The sequence below is a fragment of the Streptomyces sp. NPDC055140 genome (genome assembly GCF_053607285.1).
In genome coordinates this window covers 98,648-112,931 of sequence record NZ_JBSGTG010000006.1, presented here as the reverse complement: position 1 = coordinate 112,931, position 14,284 = coordinate 98,648, and the positions used below count along the sequence as shown (strand labels likewise).

13 protein-coding genes are annotated in these 14,284 nt (G+C 71.1%); 12 read left to right on the top strand and 1 reads right to left on the bottom strand.

The features are described from left to right. The first annotated feature begins 194 nt into the window (after positions 1-194). The 8 genes from ACWFR4_RS14370 to ACWFR4_RS14335 all read left to right on the top strand — a co-directional run bounded on the left by ACWFR4_RS14370 (position 195) and on the right by ACWFR4_RS14335 (position 8,529). On the top strand, positions 195-1,454 hold the full coding sequence (locus tag ACWFR4_RS14370; protein ID WP_453652641.1) for a hypothetical protein: 1,260 nt from the start codon (positions 195-197) through the stop codon (positions 1,452-1,454). After that, positions 1,442-1,876 (top strand): hypothetical protein, encoded by a 435-nt coding sequence (locus ACWFR4_RS14365; RefSeq protein ID WP_453464311.1) that lies wholly within the window; start codon positions 1,442-1,444, stop codon positions 1,874-1,876. The genes ACWFR4_RS14370 and ACWFR4_RS14365 overlap by 13 nt, the downstream gene beginning before the upstream one ends. Next, on the top strand, positions 1,873-2,331 hold the full coding sequence (locus tag ACWFR4_RS14360) for a hypothetical protein (RefSeq protein WP_453464314.1): 459 nt from the start codon (positions 1,873-1,875) through the stop codon (positions 2,329-2,331). The genes ACWFR4_RS14365 and ACWFR4_RS14360 overlap by 4 nt, the downstream gene beginning before the upstream one ends. Beyond that, positions 2,328-4,301 carry a branched-chain amino acid ABC transporter permease gene (locus ACWFR4_RS14355; protein ID WP_453652639.1) on the top strand — a complete coding sequence of 658 codons (1,974 nt, stop codon included), beginning with the start codon at positions 2,328-2,330 and terminating at the stop codon, positions 4,299-4,301. The genes ACWFR4_RS14360 and ACWFR4_RS14355 overlap by 4 nt, the downstream gene beginning before the upstream one ends. Beyond that, the gene (locus ACWFR4_RS14350) at positions 4,298-5,218 is read left to right on the top strand and encodes an ABC transporter ATP-binding protein (RefSeq protein WP_453652637.1); all 921 of its coding nucleotides are present in this window, start codon (positions 4,298-4,300) and stop codon (positions 5,216-5,218) included. The genes ACWFR4_RS14355 and ACWFR4_RS14350 overlap by 4 nt, the downstream gene beginning before the upstream one ends. Then, positions 5,218-5,913: an ABC transporter ATP-binding protein gene (locus ACWFR4_RS14345; protein ID WP_453652635.1), complete on the top strand. Its 696-nt coding sequence runs from the start codon at positions 5,218-5,220 to the stop codon at positions 5,911-5,913. The genes ACWFR4_RS14350 and ACWFR4_RS14345 overlap by 1 nt, the downstream gene beginning before the upstream one ends. 64 nt (positions 5,914-5,977) lie before the next feature. After that, positions 5,978-7,369 carry an ABC transporter substrate-binding protein gene (locus ACWFR4_RS14340; protein WP_453652633.1) on the top strand — a complete coding sequence of 464 codons (1,392 nt, stop codon included), beginning with the start codon at positions 5,978-5,980 and terminating at the stop codon, positions 7,367-7,369. Continuing rightward, positions 7,366-8,529, top strand: a complete 1,164-nt coding sequence (locus ACWFR4_RS14335; protein ID WP_453652631.1) for a lytic murein transglycosylase — start codon at positions 7,366-7,368, stop codon at positions 8,527-8,529. The genes ACWFR4_RS14340 and ACWFR4_RS14335 overlap by 4 nt, the downstream gene beginning before the upstream one ends. A 45-nt stretch (positions 8,530-8,574) precedes the next feature. Here the strand turns inward: ACWFR4_RS14335 and ACWFR4_RS14330 are convergent, their stop codons facing one another. Next, positions 8,575-9,609, bottom strand: coding sequence for an RNA polymerase sigma factor (locus tag ACWFR4_RS14330; protein WP_453652629.1), 1,035 nt, complete (start codon positions 9,607-9,609; stop codon positions 8,575-8,577). A 469-nt stretch (positions 9,610-10,078) separates the two neighbouring features. Here ACWFR4_RS14330 and ACWFR4_RS14325 point away from each other — a divergent pair, with 469 nt between their 5' ends. From ACWFR4_RS14325 to ACWFR4_RS14310, 4 genes are all read left to right on the top strand, one after another. After that, entirely contained in the window at positions 10,079-10,405 is a 327-nt protein-coding gene (locus ACWFR4_RS14325) for a carboxymuconolactone decarboxylase family protein (protein WP_453465258.1), read from the top strand. Positions 10,406-10,706: 301 nt separating this feature from the next. Further along, positions 10,707-11,525 carry an outer membrane protein assembly factor BamB family protein gene (locus ACWFR4_RS14320; protein WP_453652627.1) on the top strand — a complete coding sequence of 273 codons (819 nt, stop codon included), beginning with the start codon at positions 10,707-10,709 and terminating at the stop codon, positions 11,523-11,525. A gap of 243 nt (positions 11,526-11,768) precedes the next feature. Beyond that, positions 11,769-13,103 carry a PP2C family protein-serine/threonine phosphatase gene (locus ACWFR4_RS14315; RefSeq protein WP_453652625.1) on the top strand — a complete coding sequence of 445 codons (1,335 nt, stop codon included), beginning with the start codon at positions 11,769-11,771 and terminating at the stop codon, positions 13,101-13,103. Between the two features lie 103 nt (positions 13,104-13,206). Then, positions 13,207-14,262, top strand: coding sequence for an MASE1 domain-containing protein (locus ACWFR4_RS14310; protein WP_453652623.1), 1,056 nt, complete (start codon positions 13,207-13,209; stop codon positions 14,260-14,262). Positions 14,263-14,284 lie beyond the last annotated feature (22 nt).

Below are 14,284 nucleotides of genomic sequence, written 5' to 3'. Positions count from 1 at the left end.
ACCCTCACCGTTGGGTGCGCCGCCGCTGGTGCGGGGAGCTCGCGGTGTCCGTCGGTGAGTCCCACTGAGCGGGAGTGGCAGGTCCGTTCACCGGGATGCGGCGATGCGACCCCTTCCGAGTCTCGGTACGTGCGCAGAGAGTGCGGCGGGCCAGTCAAATATGACGGTCCGTCAAATCTAGGCGAAGGGCATCGATGTCCGTGCGAGGATCCCTCTCCCTCCCCCAGCGGGCCCGCGTGCTCTGCGGGGCGGGCACGGTCGCGCTCTTGGTGTTCCTGCCGGCGGCGGCCGATGCCGCCGAGCCGGGAGACTCCGGGGGCAGTGACTGCCCGGTGGCCGCGACGGCGCAGGGCGTGCAGGTGACCGTGAGCGCGAGCAACGACACGCTGCTGCAGGCGCCCACCGGTGTGGGTGTTCCGGTGGCCCGGGCCTGTGTGGACTACGCGGTCGGCGAGTCGTCGGGGTGGGCGAGCAGCCCCTACCCCGGCGAGACGGTCATCTCGGCGCCCGCGCTGATCGGCAGCCAGACCGGGCAGAAGTTCCCCGGCTATCCGGCGTACGCGGCCTCCACGTACCCCTCCGACGAGAGCGCCACCAGCGGCAAGGATCCGCATGTCATGCGCTCGCACAGCACCAAGACGTCCACCAAGGCGGAGGCCAGTACGGTCCTCGGCCAGGACGCGGCGGCGGCGTCCACCACGGCCATGGCCCACACATCGGTGGACCCGGACGCCCTCACGGGCAAGGCCACAGCCACGGCCGACACCAAGCCGTGGGCCGTCAACGGAGTCCTCGAACTCGGCCGGGTGCTCAGCTCCGCGACCGCCACGGTCGACCGGGACGGCAAGGTCGCACGGGACTCCGAACTCAGCATCGGCCGCACCGAGATCGCCGGCCAGGGAGTGGAGATCACCCCGGACGGACTCAAGGTCGTGGGGCAGACCGCACCGCTGCCCGACGCCGCCGATCCGGTCAAGGCCCTTGCGGCCGCGGGAATCAAGATCCACTACCTGGACGAGAAGCGTACCGAGCACGGCATCGTTTCGGCCGGTCTCGAGGTACAGGCCCGCCAGCAGGACACCCAGTCCGGCGCGGTCTACACCGTGACGTACGTGTTCGGCCGCGCCTCCGCCGACGCCGGCCGCATCGAGGCGCCGCCCGGCAGCACAGGCGTGCCGCCCGCCCAGGTTCCGCAGGCGCCGTCCGCCGCGGGCGGCGGCGGGGACGCCGCGGCCCCGCAGGCACCGGCCGACGACACTCCGGCCGCCCCGAAAACGCCGTCCGACGACGGCTCGTCCACGCCCACGGACACCAGGCCCGTCCAACTGGCCACCAGTCCGACCGACATGGGTATCACCGGCCTCTACATCGTGCTCGCGTTCGGCGCCGTGGCCACGTTCGCCGCCGGCACCCTGCTGCGCCTGTTGGGAGTGAAGACTCGATGGACATCGTGACCCGGATACGCAGTCAGTGGGACCGGCTGACCGCTGCGGCCACCGCACTGGCGGGCGCCGCGACCCTCGTCGTCGGCTGGCGCGGAGTGAGCGGAACGCCGTATCCGGCCGAGCAGTTGCCGTACGTCGTCAGTGCCGGGCTCGGCAGCCTGTTCCTGCTCGGCATCTCGACCGCGCTGTGGCTCTCGGCGGACCTGCGCGACGAGTGGCGCAAACTCGACCGCATCGAGCAGGCGCTGCGGTCCGCCGACGACGTCGACGGTGCCGCCGGCGCCCTCGCCGGGAGCCGGAACGACAACGGTGCCGTCATGGCATCGCCCGCACGGGAGCGGACCGCTTCGGTCTCCCCGCGCTCGGCGGCCTCCCCGGCCGAGCCCGAACGGTCCGCTCCGACCCCTTTCGGCGAAGAGGAGGTTCGATGAGCGGCGTGGACGGGCGCACCGTGCCCTGGCGCGACCGGGACGTGGTGACCGTCTGCGGCACCACCCTGGCCGGACTCGCCCTGATCGTGACCGCCTGGTTCGGCGCAGGGGGCACGGTGTCGACGGCGCGGCAGGCGGCCTGGCTGAACCTCGGGGTCGCCGGGTTCGCGGTCTGCGCCGGCGGCCTCTGCCTGTGGCTGCTGCGGGCCCGCCGCACGCTCGGCGAGCGCCGCATCTCGCTGATCGCCCTCGCTCCCGTGGATGACGACGAGGACGCGTTCCCCGCGACGCGCACCCGTCGCAGCGGGCCCATGGACACCACGCTCGCTCTGCCGCTGGTGCGGGCCGAGGGCATGGACCGCGCGCACCACCCCGGCTGCCCGCTGGTGGCGGGCAAGGACGTGACACCCGTCGGTGTCGGCGAGGGCGACCCCTGTGGGGTGTGTGCAGCGTGAGCGATCTGCTGCCGTTCCTCGTCGTCGGCGTCACCACCGGATCCGTCTACGGCCTCGCCGCCATGGGCCTGGTGCTCACCTACAAGACGTCGGGCATCTTCAACTTCGCGCACGGTGCCGTCGCCGCCGTGTCCGCGTTCGTCTACTACGACCTGCGCACCCTGCGCGGACTGCCCTGGCCCCTCGCGCTCGCCGTCGCCGTCATCGTCGTACCGCCGCTCATCGCGCTGCTCATGGAACGCGTCACCCGCTCACTGGCCGCAGGCACCGCGGCCACGAAGATGGTGGCCACCATCGGACTGCAGCTGATCATCATGAGCGCGCTGCTCGCCGCCTATGGCGGCGCCGCCCTTGACTTCCCCGGCTTCCTGCCGACCGACACCGTGACCGTGATCGGAGTCAACGTCGGCATCGACCAGTTGACCTCGGCGATCGTGGCGGCGGTCTGCGCACTCGGGTTCTTCGCCTTCTTCCGCCTCTCCTCGATGGGCGTGCGGATGCGAGCCGTCGTCGACGATCCGGATCTCCTGGAGCTTTCCGGCACCAGCGCGTTCGCCGTGCGCAGCCGTGCCTGGCTCATCGGCTGCTGGTTCGCCGCCGCCTCCGGGGTGCTGCTCGCCCCGCAACTCGGCCTGGACGTCCTTCTGTTGACCCTGCTGGTGGTGCAGGCGTACGGGGCCGCGGCGGTCGGACTCTTCTCCAGCCTCCCGCTGACCTACGCCGGCGGCCTGCTCATCGGCGTTCTCGCCGCCCTCGCCACCAAGTGGGTGTCCCACTCCGAGACGTTCGCGGGTCTGCCGCCCGCGATGCCGTTCGTGGTGCTGTTCGTGGCGCTTCTCGTGGTCGGCCGCGGCAGACTCGCCGAGATCGGCGGACACCGCCCGGCGCCGGTGTCCCGGCCGTTGGTGAGCCGTGCCACCGCGCGGATCCTGGCGGTCGCCGCGGTCGTGCTCGCGGCGGGCATACCGATCGTGGCCGAGTCCAAACTCCCCGTGTATTCGGCGGCGTTGGTGTTCGTGCTGATCTTCGCCTCGCTGCAGCTGCTGGTCCGCACCTCGGGCCAGGTCTCGCTCGCGCACGCCGCCCTGGTCGCGGTGGGCGCATCGACGTTCTCGCATCTGTCGGTCGGCGCCGGAGTGCCGTGGCTGCTCGCCGTGCTGCTTGCCGGGGCGGTCGCCGTGCCGGTCGGCATGCTGGTGGCCATCCCCGCGATCCGGCTCTCCGGCCTGTATCTCGCCCTGGCCACCTTCGGGTTGGGGCTGCTCCTCGAGCGGGCTGTCTACGGCACGTCGTGGATGTTCGGTGCCACCAACACGCTGCCCGCGCCGCGCCCCGGCCTCTTCGAGAGCGACGAAGCCTTCTACTACGTCTTGCTCGCCTTCGCCGTCGCCGGATCCCTCCTCATCGCACTTGTCGGCCGCAGCCGGCTCGGGCGGCTGCTGCGCGCCATGGCCGACTCGCCGACGACGCTCTCCACCCTCGGCCTCGGGGTGAACGTCACCCGGGTCACCGTCTTCGCCATCTCCGCGTTCGTCGCCGGAGTCGCGGGAGCGCTGTACGCGGCCCAGGGCCAGTCGGCGACAGGCGCGCCCTTCCTCTCGTACACCTCACTGACCTGGCTGACCGTCCTGGTGCTCTGCTCCGGCCTGCGCTCGGCGGGCCCGCCCCTCGCAGCGGTGCTGGTCGCGGTGGTCCCGGCGTACCTCACCGACGACACCTTCGCCCAGGCGCTGCCCGTGCTCTTCGGCATCGGCGCGCTCCTGGTCGCCCTGTACGAGGCGGGCGCGGCCCGGCGCCGCGGCACCGGACAGGCGCCCGAGGAGACGGCGGGTTCGCGGTCCGACGAACGCCTCGAGGCACCGGGCCCCGCAGCCCAGCGTCTGACGGCGGCCAGGAAGGCGCGTCGCGCTCAGGCCGGGCCCACAAGGGTCCGGGTCGGCGCGGGACTGACAAAGGAGGTGACCCGATGAGCGAGGACCATGCCTCCAGGAGGCCGACGGAGACCGGGAGTGCGGCCACCGCGCGGGCGACCGAGCCCGCGAGTACGTCCACTGCACGGGCCACCAAGACCGAGAGCACGGCCGACGGGCAGGGCACGGAGACCGGGCGTCCCACCGCCGCGCATGCGACGGGCCTGCAGATCAAGGATCTGACCATCCGTTTCGGCGGCAACACCGCCGTGGACTCGGCCGCCTTCGAGGCACCGCTCGGCCGCGTCACCGGACTGATCGGTCCCAACGGCGCGGGCAAGACCACCACCTTCAACGCCTGCTCAGGGCTGCTGCGCCCGTCCCAGGGCGAGATCCACCTCTTCGGCAAGGACATCACCGGCCGCCCGCCCGCCGCTCGCGCCCAGCTCGGCCTCGGGCGGACCTTCCAGCGGATGGACCTGTTCGACTCCCTCACGGTCGAGCAGAACATCGCCCTCGGGCGCGAGGCGGGACTGGCCCGCAGCCACCCCCTCAAGCAGCTCCTGTCCACCCCCGCCGAGACAAAGGCGGTGCGCGCCGCCACCGAGGAGGTCCTCGAACTGTGCGGCCTGCGCGCCCTGCGCCACGAGGTCGCGGGCTCCCTCTCCACCGGGCAGCGCCGCCTCGTCGACCTCGGCCGGGTCCTGGCCGGCGACTTCTCGATGCTGCTGCTCGACGAGCCGTCGTCCGGCCTCGACACCGCCGAGACCGAGAAGTTCGGCGCGATCGTCACCGAGGTCGTCGCCGAACGCGGCTGCGGCGTCCTGCTCGTCGAGCACGACATGGGCCTCGTCATGTCGGTCTGCGACTACCTGTACGTTCTCGACTTCGGTCAGATGATCTTCGAGGGCACCCCGGCCGAGGTGCGCGCCAGTTCCGCCGTGCGCGCCGCCTACCTGGGATCGGAGGCCGCGTAGTGCTGGAACTCGACAACATCAGCGCCGGATACGGCGGCACACGCGTCCTGCGTGACGTCTGTCTGTGGCTCCCTCCGGAGTCCGTGGTGGCGCTGCTCGGCACCAACGGTGCCGGAAAGACAACCCTGTTGAGGGTGGCGTCCGGCCTCCTTGCGCCGACCTCCGGACGTCTGAGCGTGGACGGCAAGGACCTCACGGGCAAGCGCCCGCACACCCTGGCCCGCAACGGCGTCTGCCATGTCCCCGAAGGGCGCGGGGTGTTCCCGACCCTGACCGTGAAGGAGAACATCCTCATCCAGGCGGCGGGCGGCGACCTCGACGAGGCCGTCGAGCGAGCCGTCTCGGCCTTCCCCGTCCTGGGCCACAAGCTCGGCCAGCTCGCCGGATCGCTGAGCGGCGGCCAGCAGCAGATGCTGGCGCTCGCCCACGCCTATGTCACCGACGCCGACTACGTGCTGCTCGACGAGGTGTCGATGGGCCTGGCCCCCGTGGTCGTCGACGAGATCTTCGAGTTTCTCGGCCGGCTCGCCGACGACGGCCGCTCCCTGCTCCTCGTCGAGCAGTACGTCGCCCGCGCCCTCGAACTGGCCGACTACGTCTATCTGATGAACCGAGGGCGCATCGAATTCGCGGGAGAACCGGGCGAGTTGGACAGGGACCGGCTTGTCGCGCAGTACCTCGGTGCCCACACCTGACCGCCTCGGCCCGCCACCGACCCCAGCACGTGCAGGCCTTCGTACCCGCTCCGTGGAGGAGACCATGATCCCAACCCGTACGCGCGCCACAGCGGCGGCCGTGGCGGCGCTGAGCCTGGCGCTCGCCGCCTGCGGCAGCCGGGTCGACCACGACACCGTCGTACGTTCCGTCGGCGGCGGGGGCCAGGTCGCCACCGGGCCCGCCGGTGCGGACACCACCGTCGGCGCCGATGGATCGGCCGATGCCCCATCGGGCGACGCCGCGTCGGATGACGCGGCGTCCGGGAGCGGGGCGGGCACCAGCGGCGGAGGCGGCAGTGGCGGCTCCGCCTCCGGCAGCGGAGGCAAGACGGCCAGGAGCGGCGGCGGGCCCATCGTCATCGGCAGCGTCGGTACGACCTCGGGCCCCGGCGGCGTCGCGTTCGCGCAGGGCCCGCGCGCCCTGCAGGCCTGGGCGGCGACCGTCAACGCCCAGGGCGGGATCAACGGGCGCAAGGTCCAGGTGATCGTCATGGACGACGGCGCCGACGCCTCCAAGGGACGCAGCCAGATGCAGGAGCTGGTCGAGCAGCGCAAGGTCGTCGCGATCGTCGCCTCGTTCACCACCACGCAGACCATGAACGCCTGGAAGAGCTACGTCGAGAAGATGAAGGTCCCCGTCATCGGCGGCGACTGCTCGACCACCGCATGGACCGCGAGCCCGATGCTGTTCAGCGAGTGCCCCGGCACCAACTCCGCGCTCGACGGCCTCGCCCAGGTCGGCGCGAAATACGGCAAGGGCAAGAAGCTCGGCGCTCTCTTCTGCACCGATTCCGAGGCGTGCACACATGTGCAGGACCGGTTCTTCGGCAGCGGCAAGGCGGCCGAGCGCTACGGCCTCGATCCCGTGTACAACGCGAAGATCTCGGTGACCCAACCGGACTTCACGGCCGAGTGCATCCAGGCACGCAACGCGGGCGTCGAGCTGATGCTGGTCACCGGTGACCCCAACACCGTGAGCAGGGTCGCCTCGTCGTGCAGCCGGCAGAACTTCACCCCGCAGTTCCTGCAGCCGGGCGCCACGGTGGACGGCGCCACCGCCTCCAAGCCCGGCCTCAAGAACGTACTGGCAGTGACACCCACGTTCCCCTTCACGGGTTCGACAGCTGCCGGGTTCGGCCAGTTCAACTCCGCCTGGAACAAGTACGGCGGCGGGAAGGCGCCCGGTCCGGCGGCCGCGCAGGGCTGGGCCTCTGCGAAGGTGTTCGAGAAGGCGGTGCGCGGCGCGGGCGAGATCAGCAGGGCCGGTCTGATCAAGGAACTCACCACCTTCCGCGGGCAGCGCTTCGACGGCCTGACCGTGCCGCTGACCTACGTCGCGGGCAAGGGGACCTCCGACACCAAGTGCGCCTTCGGGATGCGCGGTTCGGGCGGCAAATGGACGGCCATGTCCGGAGGAAAGGCGTTCTGCTGGTGAGCCGGCCCATGGACGGGGACCGCGCCACGGAACGCCCGACGGACCGCCGTGCGGGTCGACGTTCGGGACGTGACGGCCGAGACAACATCCGCGCCCGCGGCCGCGGCGGGAAGCGCAGATCACTGCTCTGGCACCAGATCCTCAGCGGGGCGGTCGCCGTCGCCGCGACCGGCGGCATGGCGACGGTCACGGTCTGGCAGCTGGCCGGCCTGTCGCCGGTGGCGGCCGCAAGCCCGTCCACTGCGCCGTCCCAGGCCAGTGGCGGCAGCCCACCCCTGTATCCCGATGCGCCGGCGGTGATCCCGGGGACGCGCCCGGTCCCGTTCAAGGACAACGGCAAGGGCGGCGCAGCCGAGGCGCTGCCGGTGCTGCCGACGGCGTACGGGATTCCGGGCCGGGTCCTCGCGGCATACCGGGGCGCGGCAAAGGAGCTGGCGTCCGAGGCGCCGGGGTGCGGGATCGCGGTGCCGCTGCTCGCGGCGATCGGACGGGTGGAGTCCGGGCACGCCCGCGGTGGCGCCCTGGACGCGCAGGGCCGTACACGAAGTCCCATACTCGGTCCGCGACTTGACGGCAGCCCGGGCGTGGCAGCCATCCGCGACAGCGACCACGGTGCCTGGGACGGGGACCGTGTCTGGGACCGCGCCGTCGGCCCCGCCCAGTTCATCCCGTCCACCTGGCGGCGCTGGGGCAGCGACGGCAACGGCGACGGCGTACGCGATCCGCACCAGATCGACGACGCCTGGCTGGCCGCGGGGCGGTATCTGTGCACGGCGGGCGGCGACCTGTCGCAGAACGCCGGTATCCGCAAGGCCGTGCTCGCCTACAACCATTCCGATTCCTACCTGGAGTTGGTGCTGAGCTGGATGCGGGTCTACGCGCACCGAGCCGTCGCGACCGCGGGACACCCTGGCGAGAGCGAACCGTCGCACCAGCCGGACAAGGGCGACCACGAGTCGAAGCAGCCCGCCACACCCTCGGGGCGGAGCAGCCCCTCGGACGACGAGAAGGAAGAGAAGACGTCGAAGCCGAAGACGCCCGGTCTGCCGACCGAGCGGCCCCCGTCCGGCGATCCGAAACCGATCCCCCTGCCCTCCCTGCGGCTGCCGTCACCCGGGTACAGCCCTTCCCCCCTGTTCCCCTCACCCAAGTCGTCGTAGGACGCGCAGCTCCCACGGGGCCGACCGTCGGCCGCCGGCGTCGGCTCAGTCAGACGGCGGCACCGCATCGGACGGCAGGGCGGAGGGCAGTGTCTTCGGCACTTCGGACGCCGTGGGAACAGCGGGGAGGCCGAGCTCCGTGGCGGAAGGCCGCTCAGGACGCGAGGGAAGAGAGGGAAGCGAAGGAGGGCGTAGCACGGACGGGACGCTCACTCGGGGCATCGCCGACTCCCCCGGCAGCCCCAACAGCCCGGAGCCCAGGCCGGTACGGCCCGCCGTCGGAGCACTGCTGCCGCGGGCCGGGCGCGCGCCGCGGCCGGGATCAGCGGCGGAACCGGTCGCAGAAGGCACCGCCTTGACGACCCTGTCGGGCACGGACGAGGCCTGTACCGGGTGCGTCTGCCGAGCGGCAGACGGAGCGGGACGCGGCGGCGCGGGCCGGAACGGCGCCGGCACGGCGAGACCGAGAACGGCCACGGCCGCCGCGGTGGAGGCGACCGCCGCCTGACCGGCCACGCCCAGCCGCCGCACCGGATACACACACGACCAGGCGGCCAGAGTGCCGGCCAGCGCGTGGCGCAGGGTGCGCCGGGCTCGGGCAAGGAGCGACTCCACCGTGCGATAGCTCAGCCCCATCCGCCGGGCCACCTGCCCCACGTCGAGATCCTCGGCCCTCAGCCGCAGGGCCTCGGCCTGCCGGGCCGGCAGCTCCCCGCTCCTGCGCGCCAGCCACCTCGCCTCGTCCCGGTCGCAGACCACCTCGTCGAGCGGGGCCGCGCCGGCGGTTGCCGCCATGGCTCGACGGCCCGCCTCCACCTCCCGGCGGACCTGCTGGTACCGGTCGGCACAGAGCCGCACGGTGACCGTCCTCAGCCAGTCGCCGAGCCGCTCGCCGTCCAACTCGGGCCGCTCCACGGCACGTAGCATCGCCTCGTGCACGGCGTCCTCGGCGTCCTCCGCACTCATGGATCCGCGCCGCGCCACCTCCAGGAGCCGCTCACGGTGACTCCAGATGCGCGGCCACCCCTCGTGACCGCCGGGCGGCGCCCCTCGCCTCGTGCTCCACGGCTCCGTGGCCATCGGGTCCCTCGCACCTCACCATCGCGAACCAGCGACTCTCACCTGGGGCGCAGACCATAGCGCCCAGCAGATGCAATCGGGAGACCGCACGCGAAGCCATTCCGAGGAGCGACGTCGCACCTCGGGGTGTCTGACCGGCAGTGCCCGATGGGCAGTCCGTATCCCATCTGTGCAGGTCACAAAGGCGCGCCGTCGCACACGCGGTAACCACCTGACCGATCACGGCAACCTTGATCTCGCATCTGCGGACGGCATCCCGTATGCGACTTCCTGCAAGTCGGTGCTGACGAAACAAGTGCCGGGCAGAGTCATGAATGGGCACACCGACCCCTGCGCGACGGCGGACCATACGCTCCAGGCACGAGGCCTGGAAGGGGCCTAGAGTTAAGGAGAGCTTGACGCTCCCGGGCTCGGTTCGTTCCGCCTCATATCTCCCTCGGGCTCGAAACTCACCAGGAGGTCATGCGGTATGTCCACTGCATCTGAAACCCCTGTCCTGGACACCCTTGCCGCCATGACGGCCGATTCGATCGACCGTTGCGGGCTGGCGCCGGACATGCTCATCCTCACGCGTATCGCGGCGCTCGCCGCCTCGGATGCCCCGCCCGTCTCTTATGTGGCCCATATCGACCCCGCGCTCAAGACCGGCCTCACCGACGACCAGGTGCAGGACGTCCTGGTCGCCATCGCGCCCATCGTGGGCACCGCCCGTGTCATGGCGGCAGCGGGCAACATCGCCACGGCGCTCGGCATCGCCATCGCCGTCGCGGACGCCGAGATCGACGCCTCGGGCTGAGAGCAGACGCTCACCCGGGATCGATCGTCCGCGCGGCCGGCATCGGGCAGAAGGCGACGTGGTCGCCCGCCCTTCCGTCAGAGCTGCCCTGTGCCGGGCGTTCCACGGCCGCTGCTCATCCCGGCCGGCGAACTGCTTCCGGACGCCGATCGCAGCGCCCTCGAGCGCCGGTTCCGCGGCCTCCTTCGAGGAAGCCGGGGCGGGGAGCTTCGTCAGAGGACAGCCCCAGTACCCCGGAGACGGCGAGAGACCGCTCCGCCTCGATACGCGCACCGGCCAACTCCATGAGTTCACGGGCGAGTTGAAGCGTCTGAACGTTCAGGAGGGCGATCTCCTGGCCGCGACCGCGGACCTCCTCCATGTGCGGAGCCAGCAGTACGACCAGGGTTGTGCGATCGCTGCTTTCGCGGCCGACACGGGTCAACGGCGGCGGCTGGTGCGGCTGAAGACCGAACAGCCGCCGCTGTCGGGCACGGTGATCGACGACCTGCTGATCTACGGCACGGTGAAGGAGGTGGCCGCCGTCGCCGCCACCGACGGAAAGGCACGCCGGCGGGTACGGCCACCCCGAGGAATCGACACGCTCGGCAAGGTCCATCGCCGGTCGATCGCGGACGGCCGCATGTACATCGGCGGCAACGAGTTGCACGCACTGGACACCGCCACCGGCAGGACCGTGTGGCGCTTCGGCAAGAAGCGCGAGGCCTCCACCGGCGGACTCTCCTACTACGGGGCCCCGTCCGTCGTCGACGGCGTGGTCTACGTGACGGGACTGACCACCGGCGACGCACGTACGAAACCGGGTTCGGCCAACGACTTCCTGGCGCTGCGGGCCTCCGACGGAGAGCTGCTGTGGTCGTATCCGCTGCACACCATGACGAAGACCTGGCCCCCACCGGTCATCCACGGCGGGATTCTCTACCGTGACACGAAGGACGTCCCGCAGCCGCTCCTGGCCCTCGACCTGAAGACGCACCGCCCGCCGTGGACCTTCCGCAGCGGCATCCCGAACGACGGAAAGGCACCCGTGCGTTTCACGGTCGGCCGCACCGCCCTCGCCGCCAACCGCCTGCACCTGTCCTGCGCAACCACTGTGGTCACGCTTCCGGCGGACCGATGACACGGGTGTAGACCTTCTCGGCCGACGGGCCCTTCGGGCGCCGGCGACGCCATCCCCACATATTTGAAATAATGAATTCGTTGCCCTTTATGTCGGGTGACGCCATGACCTCGATCGCCGAGGGTCCTGCCAGGAGGCCGAAATGCACTCCTCAATCGTGTGGGCGGACCCGGCATCGGTGCGGAGCGATCACCGCGCACTGAAGGCGACCGAGATCAGCCACATGGTCCCCGGGCGCTTGTGATGGCGGGAATCGAGAGAGGCACTCACCCGAGGCAGCCGCATGTTCCCGACCTGCACGAACGTCTGCGTGCCGAGTTGGGCCGGATCGACGAGCAGTTGCGGGCTCTGCTGGGTGCCATGGACCGGCTGCAGGGCCTGCTGGACGCGGTGGTGTCCATCAGCCGGGAGGTCGAGCTGCCCGCGGTGCTGCACCGCATCGTGACCACTGCCATGGATCTGGTGGGTGCCCGTTATGGGGCGCTGGGCGTGCTCGACGAGTCCGGAGACCACCTGGAGCGGTTCATCGCCGCCGGTCTGTCCGAACAGGAACGCGCTGAACTGGCCGAGACCGGCTTCCCTCGCGGAATGGGGGTCCTCGGGCACCTGATCCGCCACCCTGAGCCCCTGCGTGTGGAGAGCATCCTGGCTCATCCGTCGTCCACCGGGTTCCCGCCCGGTCATCCGTGTATGCGTACCCTGCTCGGAGTCGCGATCAGTGTCCGCGGCGAGATCTACGGTGACCTCTACCTCTCCGAGCGCCGTGACGGGCGGCCTTTCGACGCTCACGACGAGAACGTCGTCGTCGCCCTGGCCGGCGCCGCCGGGATCGCGATCGAGAACGTCCGCCTGTTCGAGCGGGTACGGGTCGGAGCCGAGCAGTTCCAGCGGCTGCTGCTGCCGACGCTTCCCGACCTGCGGCCTTTCACCGCGGCCGCCATCTACCGGCCCGCGACCGAGCCCAGTCAGCTCGGCGGTGACTGGTACGACGCCATCCCGCTGCCCGGCAACGTCGTGGCGGTCGTCATCGGTGATGTGGTCGGTCACGATATGCGGGCCGCGGCCTCCATGGCCTCCACCCGCAACATGTTGCGCGCACTGTTGTTCGAGCGCGGCAGTGCGCCCGGCGCCGTCCTTGCCCAGCTCGACCGCACACTGCAAGCCATCACCAGCAATCCCGTCATCACCACAACGCTGGCGCGTATCGAACCGGCCGAGCCGGGCTGGCGCCTCCACTGGAGCAGCGCGGGCCACGTCCCGCCACTGCTGATCGTCCCTGGGCGCCGGGCGGAATTCCTCTTCGCCGAGCCGGGGCTGCCGCTCGGGGTCGACCCCGAACAACCCCGCCCCGATCACTCCCGATACATGCCACCCGACTCCACCGTGGTCTTCTTCACGGACGGGCTGATCGAACATCCTGCCCGGCCCATCGACGAGAGCCTCGACGAGCTCGCCGAACTCGCCAGCCTGTACGCCGCCCTGCCCCTGCCGGAATTCGTTCAGGCACTGGCCGATCACCACCCCAGCGACGGTCACGACGACATGGCCGTCCTCGCCCTGCGCACCCCGCCCGCCTGACCTCAAGTCCGCGACGAACGCCCGCCCCAACGGTGCCGTGGAGGATCCGGGGGAAGCGGCGGATGATGGATCACGGAGCGATGCCGAAGCGGAGGCCGCACCCATGACAGTCGCCCGGCGAGAACGGCTCCGGCGCGGCACCGCGGCCGCCCTGGAGATCTGTGTCGTGGCCGCGGTCTACTACGGCTCGGCCAGGCTGGGACTGCTCCAGCAGCTGGTGCGCGGCCAGGTCACCCCGCTGTGGCCGCCGACCGGTATCGCCCTGGCAAGCCTGCTCCTGCGCGGCCCGCGAATCTGGCCCGGGATCGCGCTCGGCGCGCTCCTGGTCAACGCCTCCCTCGGACCGTCGGTTCCGGCCGTTCTCGCCATCGTGGCCGGAAACACCCTCGCGCCCGTCTGCTCCTACGCACTGCTCCGGCGTGCCGGATTCCGTATCGAACTGTCCCGTTTGCGGGATGTGCTCGCCCTGATCTTTCTCGGTGCGTTCACCGGGATGCTGGTCAGCGCGACGATCGGCAGCGGAACCCTGGCCCTCGCCGGTGTGGTGAGCGCCGACGGGTTCTGGCCGACGTGGTCGGTCTGGTGGACCGGCGACGCGATGGGCGTCCTGGTGGTGACGCCGGTCCTGCTCGTTCTCCGCACCGCACGCTGGCCGAAGAACGCTCCGCCGTCCCGCTGGGCGGAGGGATTCCTGCTCCTCGTGGCCACCGCCTGCGTCGGACTCGTCGGGAGCGGCAGCACGCCTCTCATGTTCCTGGGATTCCCGCTGCTGATCTGGGCGGCCTTCCGCTTCCAGCTGGCCGGGGCCGCACCCTGCGCCCTGGCCGTGTCCACCTTCACGATCGTCGCCGCCGCCCGGGGGTCCGGCCCGTTCGCCGGTCAGGATCTGCTCACCAGCATGATCACCCTGCAGGCTTTCAACGGTTCCTCCGCGCTGACCGCCCTGCTCGTCGCGGCGGCCGTCAGCGAGCGCAACCAGGCCCAGGAGGAGATCTCGCGAGCCTGCGGGTATCTCGCCGGGATGGTGGACAAGATCTCCGCGGGCGGGTATCAGCCGACGCTCCCCCTCCACTTCGACGAAGAGAACACGTCGGTGGAGACGACGAGCGGGAAGGGCGCGGCGGACGAACCAGAAGTACGGCGCGATCGGCCGCAATAGATGGCACATCCCCCCTTCCACT